At 64.4% G+C, this 24452-nt stretch carries 21 protein-coding genes; 14 read left to right on the forward strand and 7 right to left on the reverse strand.

Going from position 1 to position 24452, the window contains the following annotated elements:
• Positions 1-63: 63 nt before the first annotated feature.
• From PMI20_RS00430 to rarD, 5 genes are all read left to right on the forward strand, one after another.
• Entirely contained in the window at positions 64-804 is a 741-nt protein-coding gene (locus tag PMI20_RS00430) for a ComFC family protein (protein ID WP_007926061.1), read from the forward strand.
• A gap of 64 nt (positions 805-868) precedes the next feature.
• Positions 869-1633, forward strand: coding sequence for a TOBE domain-containing protein (locus PMI20_RS00435; protein ID WP_007926060.1), 765 nt, complete (start codon positions 869-871; stop codon positions 1631-1633).
• A gap of 204 nt (positions 1634-1837) precedes the next feature.
• Positions 1838-3739, forward strand: a complete 1902-nt coding sequence (locus PMI20_RS00440) for a PhoX family protein (RefSeq protein WP_007926058.1) — start codon at positions 1838-1840, stop codon at positions 3737-3739.
• Positions 3740-3887: 148 nt separating this feature from the next.
• Positions 3888-4862: a serine/threonine protein kinase gene (locus PMI20_RS00445; protein ID WP_007926057.1), complete on the forward strand. Its 975-nt coding sequence runs from the start codon at positions 3888-3890 to the stop codon at positions 4860-4862.
• Positions 4863-5084: 222 nt separating this feature from the next.
• Complete coding sequence (rarD, locus tag PMI20_RS00450; RefSeq protein WP_007926054.1) at positions 5085-5972, forward strand: EamA family transporter RarD; 888 nt, start codon at positions 5085-5087, stop codon at positions 5970-5972.
• A 225-nt stretch (positions 5973-6197) separates the two neighbouring features.
• Here rarD and PMI20_RS00455 read toward each other — a convergent pair whose 3' ends face one another.
• Positions 6198-6716 carry a glycine cleavage system transcriptional repressor gene (locus PMI20_RS00455; RefSeq protein ID WP_007926052.1) on the reverse strand — a complete coding sequence of 173 codons (519 nt, stop codon included), beginning with the start codon at positions 6714-6716 and terminating at the stop codon, positions 6198-6200.
• 550 nt (positions 6717-7266) lie between these two features.
• Between PMI20_RS00455 and PMI20_RS00460 the strand changes: the two genes are divergently transcribed.
• The gene (locus PMI20_RS00460) at positions 7267-9456 is read left to right on the forward strand and encodes a malate synthase G (protein WP_007926050.1); all 2190 of its coding nucleotides are present in this window, start codon (positions 7267-7269) and stop codon (positions 9454-9456) included.
• A 113-nt stretch (positions 9457-9569) separates the two neighbouring features.
• On the opposite strand, the gene PMI20_RS00465 is transcribed toward PMI20_RS00460, so the two are convergent.
• Entirely contained in the window at positions 9570-10016 is a 447-nt protein-coding gene (locus PMI20_RS00465; RefSeq protein WP_007926041.1) for a response regulator, read from the reverse strand.
• Between the two features lie 253 nt (positions 10017-10269).
• Between PMI20_RS00465 and PMI20_RS00470 the strand changes: the two genes are divergently transcribed.
• The 7 genes from PMI20_RS00470 to PMI20_RS00500 all read left to right on the forward strand — a co-directional run bounded on the left by PMI20_RS00470 (position 10270) and on the right by PMI20_RS00500 (position 18521).
• Positions 10270-12210 (forward strand): putative nucleotidyltransferase substrate binding domain-containing protein, encoded by a 1941-nt coding sequence (locus tag PMI20_RS00470; RefSeq protein ID WP_037034739.1) that lies wholly within the window; start codon positions 10270-10272, stop codon positions 12208-12210.
• On the forward strand, positions 12207-12914 hold the full coding sequence (locus tag PMI20_RS00475; protein ID WP_007926038.1) for a 3'-5' exonuclease: 708 nt from the start codon (positions 12207-12209) through the stop codon (positions 12912-12914). The genes PMI20_RS00470 and PMI20_RS00475 overlap by 4 nt, the downstream gene beginning before the upstream one ends.
• Before the next feature lie 125 nt (positions 12915-13039).
• Entirely contained in the window at positions 13040-13558 is a 519-nt protein-coding gene (locus PMI20_RS00480) for an RNA polymerase sigma factor (RefSeq protein ID WP_007926037.1), read from the forward strand.
• Positions 13555-14541: a FecR domain-containing protein gene (locus PMI20_RS00485; RefSeq protein ID WP_007926036.1), complete on the forward strand. Its 987-nt coding sequence runs from the start codon at positions 13555-13557 to the stop codon at positions 14539-14541. Before PMI20_RS00480 ends, PMI20_RS00485 begins: the two co-directional genes overlap by 4 nt.
• A 168-nt stretch (positions 14542-14709) precedes the next feature.
• Entirely contained in the window at positions 14710-17139 is a 2430-nt protein-coding gene (locus tag PMI20_RS00490) for a TonB-dependent siderophore receptor (protein WP_007926035.1), read from the forward strand.
• Between the two features lie 63 nt (positions 17140-17202).
• On the forward strand, positions 17203-18336 hold the full coding sequence (locus PMI20_RS00495) for a PepSY-associated TM helix domain-containing protein (RefSeq protein WP_037034736.1): 1134 nt from the start codon (positions 17203-17205) through the stop codon (positions 18334-18336).
• A complete protein-coding gene (locus tag PMI20_RS00500) occupies positions 18333-18521 on the forward strand; it encodes a hypothetical protein (RefSeq protein ID WP_007926033.1) in 189 nt (62 codons plus the stop codon). Before PMI20_RS00495 ends, PMI20_RS00500 begins: the two co-directional genes overlap by 4 nt.
• Here PMI20_RS00500 and PMI20_RS00505 read toward each other — a convergent pair.
• Positions 18499-18921, reverse strand: coding sequence for a hypothetical protein (locus tag PMI20_RS00505; protein ID WP_007926032.1), 423 nt, complete (start codon positions 18919-18921; stop codon positions 18499-18501). The genes PMI20_RS00500 and PMI20_RS00505 overlap by 23 nt on opposite strands.
• A gap of 111 nt (positions 18922-19032) precedes the next feature.
• Here PMI20_RS00505 and PMI20_RS00510 point away from each other — a divergent pair, with 111 nt between their 5' ends.
• Positions 19033-19662 carry a glutathione S-transferase gene (locus PMI20_RS00510; protein WP_007926031.1) on the forward strand — a complete coding sequence of 210 codons (630 nt, stop codon included), beginning with the start codon at positions 19033-19035 and terminating at the stop codon, positions 19660-19662.
• 203 nt (positions 19663-19865) lie between these two features.
• Here PMI20_RS00510 and creD read toward each other — a convergent pair whose 3' ends face one another.
• The 4 genes from creD to rloA2 all read right to left on the reverse strand — a co-directional run bounded on the left by creD (position 19866) and on the right by rloA2 (position 24188).
• Complete coding sequence (gene creD / locus PMI20_RS00515; RefSeq protein WP_007926030.1) at positions 19866-21242, reverse strand: cell envelope integrity protein CreD; 1377 nt, start codon at positions 21240-21242, stop codon at positions 19866-19868.
• Positions 21243-21516: 274 nt separating this feature from the next.
• Entirely contained in the window at positions 21517-22938 is a 1422-nt protein-coding gene (gene creC, locus PMI20_RS00520) for a two-component system sensor histidine kinase CreC (protein ID WP_007926029.1), read from the reverse strand.
• Positions 22938-23618, reverse strand: coding sequence for a two-component system response regulator CreB (gene creB / locus PMI20_RS00525; RefSeq protein WP_007926028.1), 681 nt, complete (start codon positions 23616-23618; stop codon positions 22938-22940). Before creB ends, creC begins: the two co-directional genes overlap by 1 nt.
• Before the next feature lie 69 nt (positions 23619-23687).
• Positions 23688-24188 carry a retropepsin-like aspartic peptidase RloA2 gene (gene rloA2 / locus PMI20_RS00530; RefSeq protein ID WP_007926027.1) on the reverse strand — a complete coding sequence of 167 codons (501 nt, stop codon included), beginning with the start codon at positions 24186-24188 and terminating at the stop codon, positions 23688-23690.
• Positions 24189-24452: the final 264 nt, after the last annotated feature.

The following is a 24452-nucleotide window of genomic DNA, read 5'->3' on the forward strand; positions in this document are numbered from 1 at the left end:
CGGCTGCGGGAAGGCAATACCCACAGCCGCGACACGGATGTTGGGCATATTTAAGGAAGCGCCATGCAGTGTCAACCACATTACAAAGGACAGGTTTACATCTGGTTAAAAAACAAACAAACCTATTTGCTCTGCGACGAGCCGACCGACACCCCCCAAGCCATTTGCACCGCCTGCGAAACCGAACTGCCGTGGCTCGGCGATCATTGCCAGGTGTGCGCCCTGCCCCTGCCCGCGGCCGGCCTGACCTGCGGCCAGTGCCTCAAGCGACCGCCCGCCTTCGCCCAGGTGGTGGCGCCCTGGCGTTACAGCTTTCCCGTCGACAGCCTGGTCAGCCGCTTCAAGCACAACGGCAAATGGCCCTTTGGCCGTCTTTTGGCCGAACTTCTCGCGCAATCGCTGCAACATCGCTTTGCCGAGGACCTGGCGCAACCCGACGCTCTGCTGCCGGTGCCCCTGGCCCGCAAGCGCCTGCGCCAGCGCGGCTATAACCAGGCGGCGATGCTCGCACGCTGGCTGGGCGAGATCCTGCAAATCCCCTGTGACGAAACCTCGTTGCAGCGCACCCAGGACACGCCATCGCAGCAGGGCCTGGATGCCAGGGCGCGGCACCGCAACCTGCACCATGCTTTTGCCCTGATGCCCGAGGCGGCGGTCCATGGCCGGCACCTGGCGCTGGTGGACGACGTGCTCACCACCGGCGCGACCGCCCACGCCCTGGCGCGGCTGCTGCTCAAGGCCGGGGCGCGGCGGGTAGACGTCTATTGCCTGGCACGCACGCCAAAACCCGGCGAGCCCGACTGAACTTGACTCTCGCCCCTCAAGCCGCAAACTCCCTTTCCATTCCCAGCGTTCAAAGCGTTCAGCCATGCCCTTGCCCACCTTGTTGACCCAGCACATCGCCCGTCGCCCGCAGCGCATTGCCCTGCTGCAGCACATCGCCGAACAGGGCTCGATCACCCGTGCCGCGAAAAGCGCCGGCCTGAGTTACAAGGCGGCCTGGGACGCCATCGACGAGTTGAACAACCTGGCGCAAAAGCCCCTGGTCGAACGCAGTGTCGGCGGCAAAGGCGGCGGTGGCGCCAGGCTCTCCGTCGAAGGCGAACGGGTGCTGCGCCTCTACCAGCGCTTGCAGGCCTTGCAAGCCCAAGTGTTGGAAGCTGCCGAAGACGCCGCCGACCTCGATCTGCTGGGACGCCTAATGCTCCGCACCAGCGCCCGCAACCAGCTGCACGGCACGGTTCTGGCGATCGAAGCGCAGGGGCGCAACGATCTGATACGACTGGCGCTCGCAGAAGACCTGGCGATCCAGGCGCAGATCACCCATGACAGCACCCTGCACCTGGAATTGGAGCCCGGCACAGGCGTCGTGGCGTTGATCAAGGCCGGCTGGCTGGAATTGCTGGCCATCGATCAATCCGCAACACCCGGACACAATTGTCTGCAGGGCACCCTGGAAGCGATCCTCGACGCCGAAGACGGCCCCAGCGAAATCAGAATCGCCCTGCCCAGCGGCCAGACGCTCTGTGCCCTGGCCGAACCGCTGCACCTGCGACACCTTGGCTTGAGCGCCGGCCAGCCGGTACGGGTGCAGTTCTCGCCGTCCAACGTGCTACTCGGCACGCCGCTCTAGTTTTTTTTTGCTGCTGCCGCAGGCTGCGATAGTCCGGGCCACGCTGGTCGCAGGACCTCGACGGACTCAAGGTCCTCGCGCCCCTTCGGGTCGATCGCAGCCTTCGGCAGCGGCTACACAAAGCCGCGCAATGCTTGCGGCGCTGCAACATGTTCGTCATCGACGCTGATTAAGGTGGCTGCAAAACCCTGCAGGAAGCCTGTGATGAGCCTATTAGAAGAAGACCAACCTACCGACCTCGAAAAGATGGTCGGCCTCAGCCGCCGTGGTTTCATCAGCGCCGGTGCCCTGTGCGGCGCGGCCATGTTCCTCGGTGGCAACCTGCTGAGCCGCAGCGTGCTGGCCGCCAGCGTCAGCGCCGGTTCCAGCAAGCTGCTGGGCTTTGAAGGCATTGCCGCCGCCACCAGCGACACCATCTCCCTGCCGCCGGGCTACAAGTCTTCGGTGCTGATCAGCTGGGGCCAGCCCCTGCAGAAGAACGGCCCGGCGTTCGACCCGAGTGGCAATGGCACCGCCGCGGCCCAGGAGGTCCAGTTCGGTGACAACAACGACGGCATGAGCCTGTTCGCCTTCCCGGACGACAAGAATCGCGCACTGATGGCGATCAACAACGAATACACCAACTACCGCTACCTCTACCCCCACGGCGGCATGCCGCAGTCGGCGGAAGACGTGCGCAAGGCCCTGGCCAGCGAAGGCGTGTCGGTGATCGAAGTACAGCGCCGCAGCGGCCAATGGCAGTTCGTCCAGGGCTCGCGCTACAACCGGCGCATCCACGGCAACGCGCCGATTCGCCTGAGCGGCCCGGCCGCCGGCCACGCACTGATGAAAACCAGCGCCGACAAGAGCGGCCGCAAAGTCCTCGGCACCTTCCAGAACTGCGCCAACGGCAAGACGCCATGGGGCACCTACCTGACCTGTGAAGAGAACTTCACCGACTGCTTCGGCAGCAGCAACGCCCAGCAGACCTTCGATGCCGCGCAGAAACGCTATGGCGCCTCGGCGAGCAGCCGCGACATCAACTGGCATCAGTTCGACCCGCGCTTCGACCTGGCGAAAAACCCCAACGAACTCAACCGTCACGGCTGGGTCGTGGAGATCGACCCATTCGACCCGCAGTCCAAACCGATCAAGCGTACCGCCCTGGGCCGCTTCAAACATGAAAACGCCGCCCTGGCCGAAACCCGCGACGGACGCGCCGTGGTCTACATGGGCGACGACGAGCGTGGCGAGTTCATCTACAAGTTTGTCAGCCGCGACCGCATCAACCACCGCAACCCCAAGGCCAACCGCGACCTGCTGGACCACGGCACCCTGTACGTGGCGATCTTCGACAACGGCGACGGCAACCCGGACCACCCGAAAGGCAAGGGAAAATGGGTCGAGCTGAGCCATGGCAAGAACGGCATCGACGCCAGCAGCGGTTTCGCCGACCAGGCCGAAGTGCTGATCCACGCCCGCCTCGCGGCCAGCGTGGTCAAGGCCACCCGCATGGACCGCCCGGAATGGATCGTGGTCAGCCCGAAGGACGGCCAGGTCTACTGCACCCTGACCAACAACTCCAAACGTGGTGAAGACGGCCAGCCAGTGGGCGGCCCCAACCCGCGGGAGAAAAACGTCTACGGGCAGATCCTGCGCTGGCAGACCGCCCGTGGCGACCACGGTTCGATGGACTTCACCTGGGACCTGTTCGTGGTCGCCGGCAACCCGGCCGTGCATGCCGGCCAGCCCAAAGGCGGTTCGTCGAACATCACCCCGCAGAACATGTTCAACAGCCCCGACGGCCTGGGTTTCGACAAGGCCGGCCGGTTGTGGATCCTCACCGACGGCGACTCCAGCAACACCGGCGACTTCGCCGGCATGGGCAACAACCAGATGCTCTGCGCTGACCCGGACTCCGGTGAAATCCGTCGCTTCATGGTCGGGCCGGTGGGCTGCGAAGTCACTGGCATCACCTTCTCGCCGGATCAGCGGAGCCTGTTCGTGGGCATCCAGCACCCGGGCGAGAACGGCGGTTCGACCTTCCCCGAGCACCTGCCCAACGGCAAGCCGCGTTCCTCGGTAATGGTGATCACCCGGGAAGACGGCGGTATCGTCGGCGCCTGATAGACCGCTTCGCGGGCAAGCCTTGCTCCTACAGATCCGTGTAGGGGCGAGCTTGCCCGCGATAGCGCCCTCACAGTCACCACCTGTCATCCTTCGTGCGCTACCATGCTTGGCCGGACGCAGCAGCCTGCTGCGCGCAGGAGTCAGCATGTCTCACCCGTTCGAAACCCTTACCCCTGATCTAGTCCTCGATGCCGTCGAAAGCATCGGTTTTCTCAGCGACGCCCGTGTCCTGGCACTCAACAGTTACGAAAACCGTGTCTACCAGGTCGGCATCGAAGACAGCGAGCCGCTGATCGCCAAGTTCTACCGCCCGCAGCGCTGGACCAACGAGGCGATCCTCGAAGAACACCGCTTCACCTTCGAACTCGCCGAGTGCGAAGTACCGGTAGTGGCGCCGCTGATTCACCAGGGCGAAAGCCTGTTCGAGCATGAAGGCTTCCGCTTTACCCTGTTCCCACGCCGTGGCGGCCGGGCGCCGGAACCCGGCAACCTCGACCAGCTGTATCGCCTGGGGCAATTGCTCGGCCGCCTGCATGCGGTCGGCGCCACTCGCCCGTTCGAGCATCGCGAAGCGCTGGGGGTGAAGAACTTCGGCCACGATTCGCTGACCACCCTGCTGGAAGGCGACTTCGTGCCCAAGAGCCTGCTGCCGGCCTATGAGTCGGTGGCCCGCGACCTGCTCAAGCGGGTGGAAGAGGTCTACCAGGCCACGCCGCACCAGAACATCCGCATGCACGGCGACTGCCATCCCGGCAACATGATGTGCCGCGACGAGGTGTTCCATATCGTCGACCTCGACGACTGCCGCATGGGCCCGGCGGTGCAGGACCTGTGGATGATGCTCGCCGGCGATCGCCAGGAATGCCTGGGGCAGCTGTCGGAACTGATGGATGGCTACAGCGAGTTCCACGACTTCGACCCGCGCGAACTGGCATTGATCGAACCACTGCGCGCCCTGCGCCTGATGCACTACAGCGCCTGGCTGGCCCGGCGCTGGGACGACCCGGCGTTCCCACGCAGCTTCCCCTGGTTCGGCAGCGAGCGTTATTGGGGCGATCAGGTGCTGGCGTTGCGCGAGCAACTCTCGGCGCTCAACGAAGAACCGCTGAAGCTGTTCTGACCCCAAGCCCTGATCCGACCTGTAGGGGCGAGGCTGGCCCGCGATAGCCTCGCCTCGATGAGTCTGATGCACCGCGGCGTCTTGATCGCGGGCAAGCCTCGCTCCTGCAGAAGCCGGATCGATCACAACAGCGGGGTCACCGGAATGACGCCGAGAAAGACACGGCCTGACAAACCTCCTTACAATCCCTCTCTTTGTTAGCTGCCTAAGCAAGGATTCTGCATGCAAGCCGCCAACCCGCGTCGCGGGTACATCCTGGGCCTGAGCGCCTACATCATCTGGGGCCTGTTCCCGATCTACTTCAAAGCCATCGCCAACGTGCCCGCCGTGGAAATCATCATCCACCGAGTGCTCTGGTCCGCGCTGTTCGGCGCGCTGCTGCTGATGGTCTGGAAGCATCCCGGCTGGTGGCGCGAGTTGCGGGACAACCCCAGGCGCCTGGCGATCCTGGCCCTGAGCGGCACCCTGATCGCGGCCAACTGGCTGACCTATGTCTGGTCGGTGAACAACGGGCGCATGCTCGAAGCCAGCCTGGGTTACTACATCAACCCGCTGGTGAACGTGCTGCTGGGCATGCTGATCCTCGGTGAGCGGCTGCGGCGCATGCAGTGGCTCGCGGTGGGCCTGGCGGCGGTGGGCGTGGCGCAGCAGGTGTGGCAGGTCGGCAGCCTGCCTTGGGTTTCCCTGGTGCTGGCGCTGACCTTCGGTTTCTACGGACTGATCCGCAAGCAGGCACCGGTCAAGGCGCTACCGGGGCTGGTGGTGGAAACCTGGATGCTGGTGCCGATCGCCCTCGCCTGGCTCTTGTTCAACCCCACCGCCACCAGTGCCCAGGCGGCCTTCTGGACCAGCTCCGAGGCCTGGTGGCTGGTGGCGGCGGGCCCGGTCACCCTGGTGCCGCTGGTGTGCTTCAATGCCGCCGCCCGTCACCTGCCCTACACCACCCTGGGCTTCTTGCAGTACCTGGCGCCGACCCTGGTGCTGCTGCAGGCGGTACTGCTGTTCGGCGAACACCTGTCGTCGAGCACCCTGGTGGCATTCATGTTTATCTGGGCCGGCCTGGCGGTGTACAGCGTGGATGCCTGGTTGAGCCTGCGCAAACGCAACTGATCATTAAACGTACAAAGCGCTGCAGGCCACGGTTGGCGTGGCCTGCATCTATCCTTCCCAAGGTTATCCACAGCGTGATCCCCGCCGTTTGTGCACAAGCCCTTGAAACTGCTGGTTTTTTGATCAGATTCCGCAAAGCCTTGGCCGGCTTGGGCTGGCGCCAGGTCTCTACAGGTTATCCACAGGCGCATGCACGCTAAAACTGGATAACCCGCCCTTTCAGGTTCACACCTCGCTGCGCAGCACCAACTCCACCATCAAATCATCCGCCAGGGTTTCCAGGCGCGACTGCAGGACATCGAGGGACAAGGTCAGCGGCACCGCCAGGATCGCTTCGGCGTGGAACAGCGGCTCGCTGCTCATGGGGGCCGGGCGCACTTCGGTCACCAGCCGCTCCAGGTTCACCCCCTGCTCGCTCAACAGGCGGGTGATGTCGCGCACAATGCCCGGCCGGTCGTTGCCCACCAGTTCCATGGCGATCGGCTTCCAGGTGCAGGATTGTTCGATGCCGCTTTCGGCGATCAGCACCCGAATGCCCTGGGCCGCCAAGCCTTGCAGCGCGTCCACCAGCTCGTCATAGGCTTCCGCCGGCACGCCGACCCGTAGAATGCCGGCGAACTGCCCGGCCATCCGCGACATGCGGCTCTCTAGCCAGTTGCCGCCGTGCGCGGCGATGCATTGGGCGATGCGCTCGACCTGTCCGGGCTTGTCCGGGGCGAATACGGTGAGTACGAGGTGGTCCATGGCGCAACCCTCTGTCAGGACTTTTGTTGTAGAAGGTCAAGTATAGGCAAGCCGCAGGGTCGCCGCGGCCCGGCAGGAGCGACGCCTGCTTGCGACAAGAATCACCCGGCCGGCATCGTTGGGACTGTCAGGATGCCATCGCGAGCAAGCTTCGCTCCTACAAGGAAAAAAGGGGCTTGAGACAAATCGTGTACATGTTTTTAGAATTCTATGGAACAATCCGCAAGTTTTTTGAGAACATCCCGTTCCCCAGCGTGACCGTGCTGCGAACTTGAGTCGCGGAACGACGTATTTAGTCTAATTTTCACAACCGCAATTCATCATGTAGTATGCCGCAGCGCGCACTACATAACGTTGGATCGATGTCTGCCAAGGCGCAGTCGCAACCCTGAAAGCCCTGTCAGCAAGGCTCCGAGCCGTTGATTGGAACCATCCCAGCCGCCCGCGATGGCATGTACTGGTAGAGGGGTTTGTGGTTTAAATGGCCAGAGGCTTCATTGTCAATTTGAAGAGCTGAAAAGCGAAATAGCTGAGCAGAGTGAGGCAAGCAATGACTGAACACGTTCAAGTCGGTGGCCTGCAGGTCGCCAAAGTCCTGTTCGACTTCGTGAACAACGAAGCCATTCCCGGTACCGGCCTCACCGCCGACACGTTCTGGGCCGGCGCCGACAAGGTCATCCACGACCTGGCACCGAAGAACAAAGCCCTACTCGCCAAACGCGACGATTTCCAGGCGCGTATCGATGCCTGGCACCAAGCCCGTAGAGCTCCTGAGAAAGCCCAGGCCCACGACCCGATCGCCTACAAAGCCTTCCTGCAAGACATCGGTTATCTGCTGCCAGAAGCGGCGGACTTCCAGGCGACGACGCAAAACGTCGATGACGAGATCGCCCGCATGGCCGGTCCGCAGCTGGTGGTCCCGGTGATGAATGCCCGCTTCGCCCTCAACGCCTCCAACGCCCGCTGGGGCTCGCTGTACGACGCGCTCTATGGCACCGACGCCATCAGCGAAGCCGACGGCGCGGAAAAAGGCAAAGGCTACAACAAGGTGCGCGGCGACAAGGTCATCGCCTTCGCCCGCGCCTTCCTCGACGAAGCCGCGCCATTGGCTGCCGGCTCCCATGTCGACTCCACCGGCTACAAGATCGTCGACGGCAAGCTGGTGGTCGCCCTCAAGGGTGGCAGCAACAGCGGCCTGCGCGACGACGCCCAACTGATCGGCTACCACGGCGATGCCGCAGCACCGACCGCGGTCCTGCTGAAACACAACGGCCTGCATTTCGAAATCCAGATCGACGCCAGCAGCCCGGTCGGCCAGACCGACGCCGCCGGCGTAAAAGACGTGCTGATGGAGGCCGCCCTGACCACCATCATGGACTGCGAAGACTCGGTCGCCGCCGTCGACGCCGACGACAAGGTGGTGATCTACCGCAACTGGCTCGGCCTGATGAAGGGCGACCTGGCCGAAGAAGTGGCCAAGGGCGGCAAGACCTTCACCCGCACCATGAACGCCGACCGCGAATACACCGCGCCCAACGGCGGCAGTGTGAAGCTGCACGGCCGTTCGCTGCTGTTCGTGCGTAACGTGGGTCACCTGATGACCATCGACGCGATCCTCGACAGCCAAGGCAACGAAGTGCCGGAAGGCATCCTCGATGGCCTGGTCACCAGCCTCGCGGCGATCCACAACCTCAACGACAACACCTCGCGCACCAACAGCCGCACCGGCTCGGTGTACATCGTGAAGCCGAAGATGCACGGCCCGGAAGAAGCCGCTTTCACCAACGAGTTGTTCGGGCGCATCGAAGACGTGCTGGAACTGCCGCGCAACACCCTGAAAGTCGGGATCATGGACGAGGAGCGCCGCACCACGGTCAACCTCAAGGCCTGCATCAAGGCCGCCAGCGAGCGCGTAGTGTTCATCAACACCGGCTTCCTCGACCGTACCGGCGACGAAATCCACACCTCCATGGAAGCCGGCGCCGTGGTGCGCAAGGCCGAGATGAAGGCCGCCAAGTGGATCGGCGCCTACGAGAACTGGAACGTCGATATCGGCCTGAGCACCGGTCTGCAAGGTCGTGCGCAGATCGGTAAAGGCATGTGGGCCATGCCGGACCTGATGGCTGCCATGCTCGAACAGAAAATCGCCCACCCGCTGGCCGGCGCCAACACCGCCTGGGTACCCTCGCCCACCGCCGCGGCCCTGCACGCCCTGCACTACCACAAGGTCGATGTGTTCGCCCGCCAGGCCGAGCTGGCCAAGCGCGCCCGCGCCTCGGTGGACGACATCCTGACCATCCCGCTGGCCAGCAACACCAACTGGTCGGCCGAAGAGATCAAGAACGAACTGGACAACAACGCCCAGGGCATTCTCGGTTACGTGGTGCGCTGGATCGACCAGGGCGTCGGCTGTTCCAAGGTGCCGGACATCAACGATGTCGGCCTGATGGAAGACCGCGCCACCCTGCGTATTTCCAGCCAGCACATCGCCAACTGGCTGCGCCATGGCATCGTCACCCAAGCCCAGGTCATGGAAAGCCTCAAGCGCATGGCGCCCGTGGTGGACCGGCAGAACGCCGGCGACACCCTGTACCGTCCGCTGGCACCGAACTTCGACAGCAACATCGCCTTCCAGGCCGCGGTCGAACTGGTGATCGAAGGCACCAAGCAGCCCAACGGCTACACCGAGCCGGTGCTGCACCGTCGTCGTCGCGAGTTCAAGGCCCGCAACGGCCTGTGATCCTGCGTTGACGCGGTAAAAGAAAAAGCCCTGGTCGCGAGACCAGGGCTTTTGTGTTTCTGCCGGGGAATCTTATCGCGAGCAAGCTCGCTCCTACAGGGGACACCCTGCTCCTAGGGCACCACCCCCAGCTCATGCTTGACCAGCGCCAGCAGCTTGCCGGTGTCGATCGGCTTGAGCAGGAAGTCCACCACGCTCAGGTGCATGGCCGCGATGGCGTCGCGCACATCCGCATCCCCGGAAATGATAATGATCGGCAACGCCGCCCGCTCCGATTCGCGCACCTGGCGTATCAGATCCAGGCCGTTGCAGGGGGCCATGCGCAGGTCGGTGATCAGCAGTCCGATCGATTTGTTCGAGTTCAACAGTTCCAGTGCTGCCTTGCCACTGGCTGCGGTCATGCAGCGAATGCCATCCAGTCCGAGAATCTCCGACAGCAACTCACGGGCATCCTTGTCATCATCGGCGATCAACACGCGCTGGGGCGGCAGATCGGGCTCGAGCATCACGGCGTTCAACGCCTCGCGCTCGGCATCACTCAAAATATCGTGGTCGGACATGGCTTTCTCTACATATTCAAATCGATCCCCTAGCACAGTGGTCAGACATCGCTAAGCAGGACTCCAATGTGCACTTCGTCGGATTTTTTTCCAAGAGGCCGGATAAGTACTTTTTTCACGGTTTTGACACCTCTTTGAAGCGAATTAACAGGTGCAGAGCCGCTACCTAGACTTACGTCCAATGGGCACCTGGCAGCGTGGGACCGACCATGACCGAAGACCCGACCACGACAAATCCAAAAAGACTGCGGTAATGGTTATGAGTAAAGCGGATGCCTTCACCCAGGCAGGGAAAACCGCGGTGTTGCAGAACATCCACGGCACGATGCAGTTTCTCCAGCGGTTCCCCCCCTTCAATCAGATGGAAAACGCTCACCTGGCGTACCTGGTCGAGCAATGCCAACTGCGTTTCTACGGCCCCGGCGAAAGCATCATCAAACCCGCCGACGGACCGGTCGAACACTTCTATATCGTCAAGCAGGGCCGGGTGGTCGGCGAGCGCCAGCACGCCCTCAAGGGCGGTACCGAAACCACCTTCGAGATCACCGCCGGCGAGTGTTTCCCCCTCGCCGCGCTGCTGGGCGAGCGCGCCACCCGCACCGAACACCTGGCGGCCGAGGACACCTTCTGCCTGCAACTGAACAAGCCGGCCTTCATCAAGCTGTTCGCCCTTTGCGCGGTGTTTCGCGATTTCGCCCTGCGCGGCGTCAGCAGCCTGCTGGACCAGGTCAACCAGCAGGTCCAGCAAAAAGCCGTGGAAACCCTCGGCACCCAGTACTCCCTCAACACCCGGCTGGGCGAACTGGCGATGCGCCACCCAGTGACCTGCAGCCCGTCCACCCCACTGCGCGAAGCCGTGAGCCTGATGCACGAACAGCAGGTCGGCAGCATAGTGGTGGTGGATGAACACAAGGCGCCGCTCGGCATCTTTACCCTGCGCGACCTGCGCCAGGTGGTGGCCGACGGCACCAGCGACTTCAACCAGAGCATCGAACGGCACATGACCCAAGCGCCGTTCGCCCTGTCGCCGGACCACAGCGCCTTCGACGCCGCTATCGCCATGACCGAACGGCACATCGCCCACGTCTGCCTGGTCAAAGAGCAGCGCCTGTGCGGCGTGGTTTCCGAGCGCGACCTGTTTTCCCTGCAACGGGTCGACCTGGTGCACCTGGCGCGGACCATCCGCAACGCGCCGCGGATCGACAACCTGGTGGCGATTCGCGGCGAGATCGGCCAACTGGTGGAGCGCATGCTCGCCCACGGCGCGTCCTCGACCCAGATCACCCACATCATCACCCTGCTCAACGACCACACCGTGTGCCGGGTCATCGAACTGACCCTGGCCGACAAGGGCGACCCGGGCGTGCCGTTCAGCTGGCTGTGTTTCGGCAGCGAAGGCCGGCGCGAGCAAACCCTGCACACCGACCAGGACAACGGCATCCTGTTCGAAGCGCGCGACGCCGCTCATGCGGCAGAGATTCGCGGCAAGCTGCTGCCCCTGGCGCAACAGATCAACCAGAGCCTGGCGCTGTGCGGCTTCACCCTGTGCAAGGGCAACATCATGGCCGGCAACCCCGAGCTGTGCCTGTCCCGCGCCGAATGGGCACGACGCTTCGCCGCCTTCATTCGCGAGGCCACGCCAGAGAACCTGCTGGGTTCGAGCATCTATTTCGACCTGCGGGTGGTCTGGGGCGACGAGCAGGGCTGCGCGCAACTGCGCCGCGGCATCCTCGACCAGGTCGGCGACAACCGCCTGTTCCAGCGCATGATGGCCGAGAACGCGCTGCGCCAGCGCCCGCCGGTGGGGCGTTTTCGCGAGTTCGTCCTGGCCAGGAAAAATGGCGAAAAAGCCACCCTCGACCTCAAGGTCCAGGGCCTCACCCCTTTTGTCGACGGTGCGCGCCTGCTGGCCCTGGCCAATGGCATCGATGCCAACAACACCCTGGAGCGCCTGCGCCAGCTGGTGGCCAGGGAAGTCATCGAAACCCTCGACGGCGCCGCGTATGAAGAGGCTTATCACTTCATCCAGCAGACCCGCATGCAACAGCACCAATTGCAGACCCGGCAGAACCTGCCCTACTCCAACCGCGTCGACCCGGACAGCCTCAACCACCTGGACCGGCGGATCCTGCGCGAGTCGATGCGCCAGGCCCAGCGCCTGCAAAGCAGCCTGGCGCTGAGGTATCAGCTATGAGCCTGTTCGCCTGGTTGCGCCCGGCCAGCGCGGTACTCAGCGCCGAACAGCAACAACGCCGCGAGGGCCTGCCCGTCGCCCCGGCGTTGGGTGAATGCAGCCTGCGCGAACAGCGCTGGGTGGTGCTGGACCTGGAAACCAGCGGGCTCAACCTCAATCGCGACCAGGTGCTGTCCATTGGCGCGGTGGTGATAGAAGACGGCGCCATCGACTTCAGCCAGCAATTCGAGCGCATCTTGCAGCGTACCGATCACAAGCTCAGCCCCAGCGTGCTGATTCACGGTCTCGGCCCTAGCGCGATCGCCGCCGGCAGCGACCCGGTGGAAGCCTTGCTGGATTTCATGGCGTTCGTCGGCGACAGCCCGCTGCTGGCCTTCCATGCGCCGTTCGACCAGCACATGCTCGGCCGGGCGCTGAAGGACAGCCTGGGTTATCGCCTGCAGCATCCGTTCCTCGACGTCGCCGAAATGGCCCCGCTGCTCTGCCCCCAGGCGCATATCCGCGAAGCCGGGCTGGATGACTGGATGGGCTACTTCAAGCTGCACGCCGGCGAACGCCACCATGCCGCCGCCGACGCCCTGGCCACCGCCGAGCTGGTGCTGATCCTGTTCAGCCGCGCCCGCCAGCAGCAGATCCACAGCCCGCTGAACCTGCAACAACGGCTCAGCCAATGGAAACGCCGGCAGCAGAGCCACTCCTTCTGACCCTGTATCGGCCCGAAACATTGGCTATCCACCCCGCCGACCGGCGCCCATTGCGCGGCTCTTTGCGCCCTGCCACAATCGCGAATAATTCTCGTTAGTTTCAACTTCTCGATTGGGATACCCAGGTGCCGTCAGCCCAAAGCCCCCACAGTGACCTCGTTGGTGCGTTGTATCGCGACCATCGCGGCTGGCTGCTGGCCTGGCTGCGGCGCAACGTGGCCTGCCCGCAACGGGCCGAGGACCTGAGCCAGGACACCTTCGTCCGTCTGCTGGGCCGCGACGAACTGAAAGCCCCGCGCGAGCCGCGGGCGTTCCTGGTGGCCATCGCCAAGGGCCTGCTGTTCGACTACTTCCGTCGCGCCGCGCTGGAGCAGGCCTACCTCACCGAACTGATGCTGATCCCGGAAGAGGAACACCCCTCCCCGGAAGAACAGCAATCGATCCTCGAAGACCTCAAGGCCATCGACCGCCTGCTGGGCAAGCTGTCGAGCAAGGCTCGCGCCGCCTTCCTCTATAACCGCCTCGACGGCCTCGGCCACGCCGAAATCGCCGAACGCCTCGGGGTGTCCGTGCCGCGGGTCAGGCAGTACCTGGCCCAGGGCATTCGCCAGTGCTACGTCGCCCTGTACGGTGAGCCGGCATGAGCCCGCTCAACGCCAAACCGGTGTCCGCCCGGGTGCTGGACGCGGCGATTGCCTGGCAGTTGTCGCTGGATTCCGGCGAAGGCAACCCAATGGCCCGCGAAGAATTCGCCAAATGGCACGCTGCCGATGAAGAACACGCCCGCGCCTGGTGCCAGTTGGGCATGCTCGACCAGCGTTTCAGCGTCGCCAGCGGCCCGGCCCGCAGCGCCCTGCTGCAATCGCGGGACGGCATCCGGCGGCGCGTGCGCAAGCTCGGCAGCGGGCTGGCCAGCGTCGCCCTGCTGCTGGGCCTGGCCCTGTTCGCCGGCGACCGTTACGGCCAGCTGGATTACTGGCTCGCCGACCAGCGCACCGCCACCGGCGAACAACGCACCCTGCGCCTGGCCGACGGCACCGTGATCAACCTCAATACCCACAGCGCCGTGGATGTGCGTTTCGACGAAAAGCAGCGACGCATCGTGTTGCAGGAAGGCGAGATCCTGGTCGAGACCGGCCACAACGACGCCCGCCCCTTTATCGTCGAAACCCGCGAAGGCCATATGCGCGCGCTGGGCACGCGCTTCCTGGTCAAGCGCGAGGAACAGGGCACGCGCCTGAGCGTGCTGCAATCGGCCGTGGCCGTGCGGCCGGAATCCAGCCAGGACGAGCAGATCCTCAAGGAAGGCCAGCAGGCGCTGATGCGCCGCGACGGCCTCGGCCCGCTGCTGGCCCTGAACCCCGGCGCCGACGCCTGGACCCGCGGCATGCTGGTGGTGGACAACGCACGCCTGGCGGACCTGGTCAGCGAACTGGGGCGCTACCGCCGCGGCCATCTGGGGGTGGCCGACGAGGTGGCCGACCTGCGCATCACCGGCAGCTTCCCGCTGCACGACACCGACCTGGCCCTGAGCGCGCTGCTGCCGACGCTGCCCGTGGCCATCGAGCGGCATACGCCCTGGTGGGTGACGTTGGTGGCGCGGGCCGAGAGCAAGGCCAAGCCCTAGGCGGCACGATTTTTATCGCGAGCAAGCTCCAACTGACGCCGCCTGCCCCAATCTGAAATATCCCTCTTATTTTCGTGAATCGAAATTATTTTCAGTCCGCCCTATCACTTTTTGAATCTCGTCCGGCACATAGGCAATTGAGAAATGTTTCCATCCAGGAGCCGCCGTATGTCCCGCTCGCTAGACACCCTGTTGCGCCCCAGCCTGTTGGCCGTGGCGATTGCCCTTTGCGCCCCGCTGGCCAGCCCCCCGCTGATCGCCGCCGAACAGGCGTCCAGCGTGCGCGCCTACAACCTGCCGGCCGCCCCCCTGGCCAGCACCCTGAACCAGATCGCCAGCCAGGCGGGCCTGGCCCTGAGCCTCAACCCGAGCCTGGCCGCCGGCAAGACTTCGGCCCCGGTCAAGGGCCAGTTCGACGCCGCCGGCGCCCTGCGCGAAGCCCTGCGCGGCACCGGCCTGCAACTGGAACAAAGCAGTGCCGGCACCTACAGCCTGGTGGCGATTCCCGACGGTGTGGTGGCCCTGCCGGAAACCAGCATCACCGGCCAGCAGGCTTATGAGAGTGCCTGGGGGCCGGTGGACGGTTACCTCGCCACGCGCACCGCCGCCGGCACCAAGACCGACACCTCGCTGGTCGAAGCGCCGCGTTCGATTTCCGTCGCGACCCGCCAGCAGATGGAAGACCGCAACGTGCAGAATCTGGACGATGCCGTGCGTTACATGCCCGGTATCGTTTCCGCCAGCTACGGCAGCGACACCCGTTATGACTGGATGCGCGTGCGCGGCTTCGAGCCCACCCAATTCCTCGACGGCCTGCCGCTGCCCCGCGGTGTGTATGCCAACCCGAAAGCGGAGACCTGGAACCTCGACCGCCTGGCCCTGCTGCGCGGCCCGGCTTCCTCCGTCTACGGCCAGACCCCTCCGGGCGGCCTGCTGGACATGGTCAGCCGGCGTCCCAGCGCGGAATCGAGCCATGCCATTCAGCTGCAGTACGGCAGCGACAACTACCGCCAGATCAACTTCGCCAGCACCGGCAAGATCGACGATGAAGGCCAGTTCCTCTACGGCCTCAGCGGCGTGGTGCGGGATGCCGGTACGCAGGTCGATCACATCGACAACAAGCGCTACAACATCGCCCCCAGCCTGACCTGGAACATCGACACCGATACCAAGCTGACCCTGCTCTCGCAGTTCACCCGCGACGACACCGGGGCGACCAGCCAGTTCATGCCGATCCAGGGCACCAAGATCAAATCGCCACTGGGCGACGTCTCCCATCACAAAAACCTCGGCGACCCGGACTACGAGTTCTACGACCGTACCTACTACGCCTTGGGCTATGCCTTCGAACACCGTTTCAACGATGTCTGGCAGTTCCGCCAGAACCTGCGCTACACCAAATCGGAGCTGTCCTTCCAGCAACTGACCGTGGGTTCCTATGCCTACTCCCCGGCTGACGCGGCAGGCAATATCAGCCGTACCTCGACCAACGTGGACGAGGACATCAGCCAGTTCGCGGTCGACAACAACTTCCAGGCCGACTTCGCCACCGGCGATATCACCCACACCGTGCTGATCGGCCTGGATCACCAACGGACCGACACTTCCTACCTGTCGATTTACGGCGACGGCGGGACCACCAACATTTTCAACCCGATCTATGGCCAGCCTATCGTGCGCCCGGAGCGCTCCAGCGCTTACTACGACTACAACCAGAAAACCGTACAGACCGGTCTCTACGTGCAGGACCAGATGGCCCTGGACAAATGGCGCCTGACCCTGGGCGGGCGTGAAGACTGGGTGCACCAGGGCACCACGTACTTCAACAAGAACGACGTGACCAACACCGACCGCAGCAAGAACTTCAGTGGCAACGCGGCGCTGAGCTATGTGTTCGACTCGGGCCTGGTGCCGTACCTGTCCTACGCCGAATCCTTCCAGCCCGCCAGCAACGCCAGCGTCTCCCCGACCGAGTCGTATAAGCCCACGGAAGGCAAGCAATGGGAGCTGGGCATCAAGTACCAGCCGCCGGGCTCCAACACCCTGCTGAGTGCGGCGGTCTACGACCTGACCCAGAAAAACGTGCTGGTAACCAGCATCGGTGCCGGTGGCGAGTCGGTCACCAACCAGACCGGCGAAGTGAAGGTCAAAGGCCTGGAACTGGAAGCCGTGTCCGACGTGACCGACAACCTCAAGGTCATCGCCGCCTACACCCTGGCCAAGTCCGAGGTGCAAAAAGGCATCTATAAAGGCAACCGCCTGCAACTGATGCCCAACCAGCAAGCCTCCCTGTGGACCGACTACACCTGGCACAGCGGTGTGCTCGACGGTTTCGGCATTGGCGCCGGTGCCCGCTATACCGGCAACACCTACGGCGACCAGGCCAATACCTGGCTGGGCAAGGCCAATGCCTACACAGTGTTCGATGCCTCCGTGCATTACGACCTGGGCCGCCTGGACAGCAGCCTCAAAGGCGCGTCGCTGAAACTCAACGCCACCAACCTGTTCGACAAGGATTACCTGTCCACCTGCGATGGTTCCTATTGCTATTTCGGCGATCAGCGTAGCGTGGTCGCCAGTGCCACCTATCAGTGGTAATCGGCTGAGTTAACAACCAGGCCGTCCTGCAAGGACGGCTTTGCTGTGTCTGAAGGCGAAGAAATGAAAAGCAAAACCATCCGCCGCTGGTCCTTTATCCACACCTGGACCAGCCTGATCTGCACGGTGTTCCTGCTGATGCTGGCCCTGACCGGCCTGCCGCTGATCTTTCACCACGAGATCGATCACCTGCTGGGCGACGCGCCGCAGCTGCGGGAAATGCCTGCCGGCACCCCGCAGCTGGACCTGCAGCAACTGGTGCGCGCCGCCGAGGCCCATCGCCCGGGCGAGGTCATGCAGTACTTCGGCTGGGACGAGGAAGACCCCAACGGCGTGCTCACCATCATGGCCAGGACCGCCGGCACCGAACCCAACTCGTCCCACACCTTCATGCTCGACGCGCGCACCGGCGAGGCCGTGGAAACGCCCTCGGCCAACGGCGGGCTGATGATGTTCATGCTGCGCCTGCACGTGGACCTGTTCGCCGGCCTGCCAGGCAAGCTGCTGCTGGCGTTCATGGGGCTGCTGTTCGTGCTGGCGATCGTCTCCGGCGTGGTGCTGTACCTGCCGTTCATGCGCCGGCTGGAATTCGCCACGGTGCGCCAGGACAAGTCCACCCGCCTGCGCTGGCTGGACCTGCATAACCTGATCGGCGTGGTGACCCTGACCTGGGCCCTGGTGGTCGGCGTCACCGGGGTGATCAGCGCCTGCGCCGACCTGCTGATCGCGGCCTGGCGCAACGACAGCCTCAGCGCGATGATCGAGCCTTACCGCGAGGCCCCGCCACTGACCCGACTGGCCCCGGCCAGCCGCCTGCTGGAGATCGCCAAGGAAGTGGCGCCGGGCATGCAGCCAGACTTCATCGCCTTCCCCGGCACACGTTTTTCCAGCGAGCATCACTACGCGGTGTTCATGAAAGGCAGCACCCACCTGACCTCGCACCTGCTGACCCCGGTGCTGATCGACGCCAGCACCCTGGAGGTCACCGCGGTGGCCGAACGTCCCTGGTACATGGACGCCATGGGCATGTCGCAACCGCTGCACTTCGGCGACTACGGCGGCATGCCGATGAAGATCCTCTGGGCGACCCTGGATGTGCTGACCATCATTGTCCTGGGCAGCGGGGTGTACCTGTGGCTGGTGCGGCGCCGCGCGGCCCGGCCGGCATTGGGCGAACCCGCCGCGGTGGCGCCATGAGGCCGCGGCAATCGAATTTCTGGAAGGTCTTCGGCGCGCCGCTGTTCATTGCCGTGCTCTGTGCCGCAGGGCTGTTCTCCGCGCTGCTCGGCGACGGCATCTGGGACGCCCTGAGCTGGCTCGGCCTGTGCGCCCCGGCCCTGATCGCCCTGCGGGGTCTGTTCAACCGCCCGCCACCGGCCTGACCCCGGCGGCGGGGAAACCGCGCCACAGGTACAGCGCCAGCCCCAGGCCGATCGGCAGCACCGGGATGAATACGCGGTTTTCCTGCTGCGCCTCGGCGGCCACCAGTACGCAGAACAGCGCCAGCCCCAGCAGCGGTACATAGCTCGCCGCCAGGCCCCAGCGCCAGGGCCGGGTCACCGGGCCGGGGCCCCGCAGGCTCAGCAGGGCACAGCCCAAAGCCGGCAAGGCCAGCGCCGGCAGCGCCCAGTACCGGGCCATGTAGGCGAACGCCATGATCAGCTCCGGCTCACCCTCGCCTTGGCGGCGAAACTCATACTGCAAGGCCAGGTACACCGCCAGCGCGCCCGACAGCGTCAGGACCAGGCTGTACAACCCGTGCCGAAAATAACACCTGCGCATTCATCACTCCTTGTCTGTCCTGCATGCCGCCCCTGTGGCCGGGGCCAGGGGCTGCGTTAAGATCCCCGGGGCGGCGAGCCTGCGCTCCACTTCCACCTTCGAGGAATATTCATGTCCACCCCCAGCATGACGCTGTTCCACAACCCGGCATCACCTTATGTGCGCAAAGTCATGGTGCTGCTGCACGAGACCGGCCAGCTGGACCGCGTGGCCCTGCAAGCCAGCCAGTTGACCCCGGTGAACCCGGACACCGCCCTCAACCAGGACAACCCGCTGGGCAAGATTCCCGCCCTGCGCCTGGCCGACGGCAACGTGCTGTACGACAGCCGGGTGATCCTCGACTACCTCGACCAGCAGCATGTCGGCAACCCGCTGATCCCCCGCGAAGGCTCGGCCCGCTGGCGGCGCCTGACCCTGGCGGCGCTGGCCGACGGGATCCTCGATGCCTCGGTGCTGATCCGTTACGAACTGGCCCTGCGCGCGCCCGAGAAACACTGGGAGCAGTGGCTCGACGGCCAGCGCGACAAGATCCGCCGCGCCCTGGCCGTGCTCGAGGCCGATGCAATCGCCGAACTGGCCAGCCACTTCGACGTCGCTTCCATCGGCGTCGCCTGTGCCCTGGGTTACCTCGATTTCCGCCACCCCGACCTGCGGTGGCGCGACGCCCAGCCCCAACTGGCGGCCTGGTACGCCGAGGTCAGTCGACGCCCTTCGATGCTGGCGACCCAGCCGCCGGTTTGAAGGCCCCGGGCGCGGTCATCACCTGAAGTACGGTGGTGGCCGGGCCGGCCCTATCGCGAGCAAGCTCGCTACATGGGACACCGCGAAACCTGTAGGAGCGAGCTTGCTCGCGATGGCCGCCCCACGGTGCTTCAGGCAGCAACCCGACTATCCATGCCAGCAAGGCTTCCGCTGCCTGCTGGTCCTCGCGCAATCCCAACGACCTACTCATGGGCCACCTGCGCCTCGAACGTCAGCGGCTGGGCCGGTTTGGCCTGGCCTACGCCGTACCAGTCGAGTTTGCGGGTCAGCACCATGAACACACCCAGCAGGCCGAACAGCAGCAGCGAACCCATCAGCAGCGCGTAATCCTCGGCGCTGAGCAAGCCGTACAACAGGCCATACAAAGCGGCCAGGCCGGCGGCGAAACCCAGGCCGTGGCCCAGGCTGCGCAACACATGGCTGACGTAGAAGCCGATCAGCGCCACACAGGCACCGGCCGACAGCAGGTAGGCCAGGGCGAAGCCGATGTGCTCCGACAGCGACAGCAGCAACAGATAGAAGAACGCCAGGGCCACGCCCACCAGGGCGTATTGCACCGGGTGCACCGCCAGGCTCTTGAGCACCTCGAAGAGGAAGAAGCCGGCAAAGGTCAGGGCGATGAACAGCAGCGTGTATTTGATCGCCCGGTCGCTCTTGAGGTACTGGTCCACCGGATCGATGAAGCTCACGCCGAAGGAGCGGTTCTTGAACTCCTTGCACTGCCCGCTGGCCAGGCAATTGATCAAGGCGCTTTCCAGGTTGGTGGAGAAGAACGAGGTCTGCCAGTTGGCGGCGAAGCCCAGGTCGGAAATCTCACGCTGGGCCGGTAGGTAGTTGCCGATAAAGCTCGGATGAGGCCAGTCGGCACGCAGGCGCACCTTGCTGGTCTTGCCCACCGGCAGCACCTGCAACTGGCCGGTGCCTTGCAATTGCAGATCGAAGGCGAAGTCCAGGTCGGTGCTGCGCTTGCCGTCCAGCAACGGCAGGTTGACGTGTACCCCTTCCCCCAACCAATCAATCCGGGTGCCGGGCGCGAAAGGCAGGTTCTGCCCGTTCAGTTCGAGGGCCAGCGCTTGTTCGATACCGCGAATGTCGCTGATGCCCACGGCGAGAAACGGCTGCTCGAATTTGTAGTCGACGAAGTCTTCCTTGATCCCCAATTGCTCGGGCAGCGCAAACTGGCCGCTGATGCGGTTGTTGGCATGGAACAGCCGGGCCTGGTAGATCCCCCGGGCGCGCAATTCGGTCCGTACCTGGCCATCGAGTTCGAAATGCTCCGGCAGGAAGTACAGCTGCCCGCGCTCTTCTCCCAGCTCCTGGTAACGCTTGTTGGTCTTCTCGTTGGTTTTCCAGGTGCGCACCACCTTGCGATAAGGCACCACCAGCAGCGGGCCGCTCAGTTGCTGGCTGTAGCTGGAGCTGCGGGCGATATCGGTCAGCACACCGTCGCGCAGTTCCTGGCGCTCCTGGATCAGCCCGTCGATCATCAACAGCGGGACCAGCAGCCCCAGGATCAAAAGGGCGATAGCCCCCAGCTTTATGGTCAGATTGCGATTCATGGGTTCTCTCCCTGTTCGAATGAGGGAGAGTCTGGGCAGCCCATGTGGGGGTTTTATGGGGGCTGTGTGGAGACTGTGTGGAGATTGCCCCTCGCCCTTTGCAGGAGCGTCTATCGGTGGCCCCATAGAGATGGGGTGGCTGGCAGATCTGGCGGCCGCTTCGCGCCCGATCGCAGGCTGCGCCAGCGGCTACAGGATGCACGGAGTCTGTGTAGCCGCTGCCGAAGGCTGCGATCGGTCTGCGAGGCAGCCGCAAAACGGTACACGCAGGGAATCAGGCCGGGAACTGCAAGGTCACTTCAACGCCGCCTTCCACATTGCCGATCCGCATCTGGCCGCCATGCAGCTGCACCACCTCTTCGACGAAGTTCAGCCCCAGGCCGGTGCTTTTGCGCCCACTATCAGGCCGTGGCAGGGAGTAGAAGCGTTCGGTCAGGCGCGCCAGGGCGTAGTCCGGGATGGGCTCGGCCTGGTTGAACAGGCTCAACCGCAGCTGGTCGCCCGTTCTGCTGGCGCTCAGGCGCAGCACACCACCGGCGGGGGTGAAATCCAGGGCGTTTTCCAGCAGGTTGCCCAGGGCCTGGCGCAACAGGAACGCTTCTCCCGACAGCTTCAGCCCTGGGTCGATACACTGCTCGACCTGCAGGCCCTTGCCCTCGATCCGTGCCCTCTGGCTGTCCAGCACCTGGTTCGCCAGGTCCGCCAGCGGCACCGCCTCCCGCTCTTCCAGGCCATGACGCTGCTCGACCAGCGCCAGGTTCAGCAAACGCTCGATCAAGTGCTGCATGCGCGCGCTTTCGCTGTCGATATTGCTGACGAAACGTGCGCGCTGTTCGCCGGGCATCTCGCTCTGCAACAGCTCCGCCGCCCCGCGAATCGCCGCCAGCGGGCTTTTCAGTTCGTGGGTCAGGGTGTGCACATAACGCTCGACATAGGCCTTGCCCTCCAGTTGGGTGCGCATGTCCTCCACCGCCGTGGCCAGCTGTTCCAGCTCGCCGCCACGGTAGTGCGGCAGCTCGGCGCGACGGCCTTCGCTGACCGCCTGGGCATAACCGGTCAGGCGGCGCAGGGCAGCGCTCAGCCACCAGGACAGCAAGGCGCCGAACAGCAGGCCCAGGCCGATCAGGCCGGCGCCGTACCACAGCAGGCGGCGCTCGGTGCGGTCGACATAGGGTTGCAGGGAACTGTTGGGCTTGGCCACGGTGACCACGCCGATGATCCGGCCGTTGTCGCGAATCGGCGCGCCGACATGCATCACCGAGGAGTTCGGGTCATCGGCCACGCTGCGCGAGGAGCGCGCGCCGTATTGGCCGCGCAGGGTCAGGTACACGTCGTTCCAGCGTGAATAGTCCTGGCCGACCGCCAGGCCGCTGGAGTCCAGCACCACTTTGCCCTGGGCGTCGGTGACGTAGATGCGGTGGTTGACCTGGTTCTTCGGCAGGCCCCAGATGGTCGCCGCCGGCTGCCGCTCGCCATAGGCCTTGAGCAATTGCGGCCAGCGGTTCTCGCTGAGGGTGCCGGCCTTGAAGTCATCGCGCAGGATTTCCGCCAGCAGGTTGGCGGTGTCCACCAGGGTTTCTTCGGTGGACTGGCGCACGCCCGGGCGGATCTCCTCCATCACCGTGCTGAGCACGAAATAGCCGGTCAGGCCGACGAACAGGACGTAGACCAGGAAAATCCGGATTCCCAACGGCATCAGCTGTGCCCCGGGCTGTAGCTGTAGCCCAGGCCGCGATGGGTCTGGATCGGCTCGGCATCGGCCGCCACCAGGCGCAGCTTGGCCCGCAGGCTCTTGATATGACTGTCGATGCTGCGCTCGTAGCCGGCATCCGCCGCCACCCCCAGGGCGTCGAGCAACTGCTCGCGGCTGAACACCCGCTCGGGTTGCTCCAGCAGGCAATGCAGCAGGCGGAACTCATGGCGGGTCAGGCTCAGCAACTGGCCGCGATAGCTGATCTGGAACTTGTCGGTATCGACCTGGAACGGCGAAGCCGGCGTCTCGACCGCCACCCGCGGCGCCATGCGCTTGAGGATGGCCTTGACCCTTGCGGCGACCTCACGCGGGCTGAAGGGCTTGACCACATAATCGTCGGCGCCGATTTCCAGGCCCACCACCCGGTCGATTTCCCCGTCCCGGGCACTGAGGAACATCACCGGCACCTCGCTGAAGCGCCGCAACTGTTTGCAGGTTTCGAAGCCGCTGATGTCCGGCAGGCCGATATCGAGAATCAGCAGGTCCGCCGGTGTATGGCGCTGATAGTCCAGCGCCGCCTGCCCGAGATTCAGCCAGGTGGTGCTGAAACCTTCACCCTGCAGGGCAAAAATCAGCGTATCGGCAATCGCCGCTTCGTCTTCGACAATCAGGATATGAGGCATGGCATCCAAGCACGGGAGGTAGGTGCCAGAACGGTGCCGGATGCCTCATGCGCCGTCAATCAGGTCTGATCAGCAGTCGGGCTTGTCCGCGGTGTAACGCCGGGCCGGGTTCACGGCGGCGCCGAACTCGCGCAGGGCCTTGGCGCCGATCAGCAGCGGGTAGTTGAAGCTGCTGCGGTCGGTCAGGTTGACCTCGACGGTGCGCTTGACGTTACCCAGGCACATTTCCAGGTCGACCACCGGACGCTTGGCCACCTGGGCCTCTTCCTTGTCTTCGTCTTCATCGGCGCGGTTCTTGATCTTGCTGATCCGCGCCACCTTGTGTTCGTAGACCTTGCCGTCGGCATCCTTGGTCGCCAGGCGGAAACGTACCCATTCCTCGCCATCGCGGGTGAAGGTCTCGATGTCCTTGGCCGACAGCGAGGCGGTCAGGGCGCCGGTGTCCATCTTGGCCTTGAGGGTTTCGCCGATTTCCGGCAGTTGAATGTATTCGTAGCGCCCGTAGAGGGTCGGCTCGGCGGCCATGACCGGCAGCGCCAGCAGGGACAGGAGTGCAAGGACGGATTTCACGTGAGCAGGTTCCTTGGAAAATGGGCAGCAGGATTTTAGACCGTGGCCGGGCAATTGGTTCGGTCTCGTTTACTGGCTATGCGTCTGTAGGATCGGAGCTTGCCCGCGATGGCGCCCGGTCAGGCAGAGCGGGGCGTCTGCATCGCGGGCAAGCCTCGCGCCTACAGGACACCGTGGCGACGGAGCCGCCACGGGCGACATGGCGCAAGGATAACCGGGTACAGGTGAAACATTCGTCAGCACATCAGGATTTGGCCTGCCCGG

This window comes from Pseudomonas sp. GM17 (assembly GCF_000282175.2).
Taxonomy (GTDB): Bacteria; Pseudomonadota; Gammaproteobacteria; order Pseudomonadales; family Pseudomonadaceae; genus Aquipseudomonas; species Aquipseudomonas chlororaphis.

What these genes read in the sequence shown, in the direction of transcription:
- PMI20_RS00455 (WP_007926052.1), bottom strand. Translation starts at nt 6,716, where the DNA reads ATGGACCACCTCGTACTCACCGTATTCGCCCCGGACAAGCCCGGACAG.
- PMI20_RS00440 (WP_007926058.1), top strand. Translation starts at nt 1,838, where the DNA reads ATGAGCCTATTAGAAGAAGACCAACCTACCGACCTCGAAAAGATGGTC.
- PMI20_RS00430 (WP_007926061.1), top strand. Translation starts at nt 64, where the DNA reads ATGCAGTGTCAACCACATTACAAAGGACAGGTTTACATCTGGTTAAAA.
- PMI20_RS00485 (WP_007926036.1), top strand. Translation starts at nt 13,555, where the DNA reads ATGAGCCCGCTCAACGCCAAACCGGTGTCCGCCCGGGTGCTGGACGCG.
- PMI20_RS00490 (WP_007926035.1), top strand. Translation starts at nt 14,710, where the DNA reads ATGTCCCGCTCGCTAGACACCCTGTTGCGCCCCAGCCTGTTGGCCGTG.
- PMI20_RS00495 (WP_037034736.1), top strand. Translation starts at nt 17,203, where the DNA reads ATGAAAAGCAAAACCATCCGCCGCTGGTCCTTTATCCACACCTGGACC.
- PMI20_RS00435 (WP_007926060.1), top strand. Translation starts at nt 869, where the DNA reads ATGCCCTTGCCCACCTTGTTGACCCAGCACATCGCCCGTCGCCCGCAG.
- PMI20_RS00475 (WP_007926038.1), top strand. Translation starts at nt 12,207, where the DNA reads ATGAGCCTGTTCGCCTGGTTGCGCCCGGCCAGCGCGGTACTCAGCGCC.
- PMI20_RS00465 (WP_007926041.1), bottom strand. Translation starts at nt 10,016, where the DNA reads ATGTCCGACCACGATATTTTGAGTGATGCCGAGCGCGAGGCGTTGAAC.
- creB (WP_007926028.1), bottom strand. Translation starts at nt 23,618, where the DNA reads ATGCCTCATATCCTGATTGTCGAAGACGAAGCGGCGATTGCCGATACG.
- PMI20_RS00510 (WP_007926031.1), top strand. Translation starts at nt 19,033, where the DNA reads ATGTCCACCCCCAGCATGACGCTGTTCCACAACCCGGCATCACCTTAT.
- PMI20_RS00460 (WP_007926050.1), top strand. Translation starts at nt 7,267, where the DNA reads ATGACTGAACACGTTCAAGTCGGTGGCCTGCAGGTCGCCAAAGTCCTG.
- rarD (WP_007926054.1), top strand. Translation starts at nt 5,085, where the DNA reads ATGCAAGCCGCCAACCCGCGTCGCGGGTACATCCTGGGCCTGAGCGCC.
- PMI20_RS00445 (WP_007926057.1), top strand. Translation starts at nt 3,888, where the DNA reads ATGTCTCACCCGTTCGAAACCCTTACCCCTGATCTAGTCCTCGATGCC.
- creC (WP_007926029.1), bottom strand. Translation starts at nt 22,938, where the DNA reads ATGCCGTTGGGAATCCGGATTTTCCTGGTCTACGTCCTGTTCGTCGGC.
- PMI20_RS00505 (WP_007926032.1), bottom strand. Translation starts at nt 18,921, where the DNA reads ATGCGCAGGTGTTATTTTCGGCACGGGTTGTACAGCCTGGTCCTGACG.
- PMI20_RS00470 (WP_037034739.1), top strand. Translation starts at nt 10,270, where the DNA reads ATGGTTATGAGTAAAGCGGATGCCTTCACCCAGGCAGGGAAAACCGCG.
- creD (WP_007926030.1), bottom strand. Translation starts at nt 21,242, where the DNA reads ATGAATCGCAATCTGACCATAAAGCTGGGGGCTATCGCCCTTTTGATC.
- PMI20_RS00500 (WP_007926033.1), top strand. Translation starts at nt 18,333, where the DNA reads ATGAGGCCGCGGCAATCGAATTTCTGGAAGGTCTTCGGCGCGCCGCTG.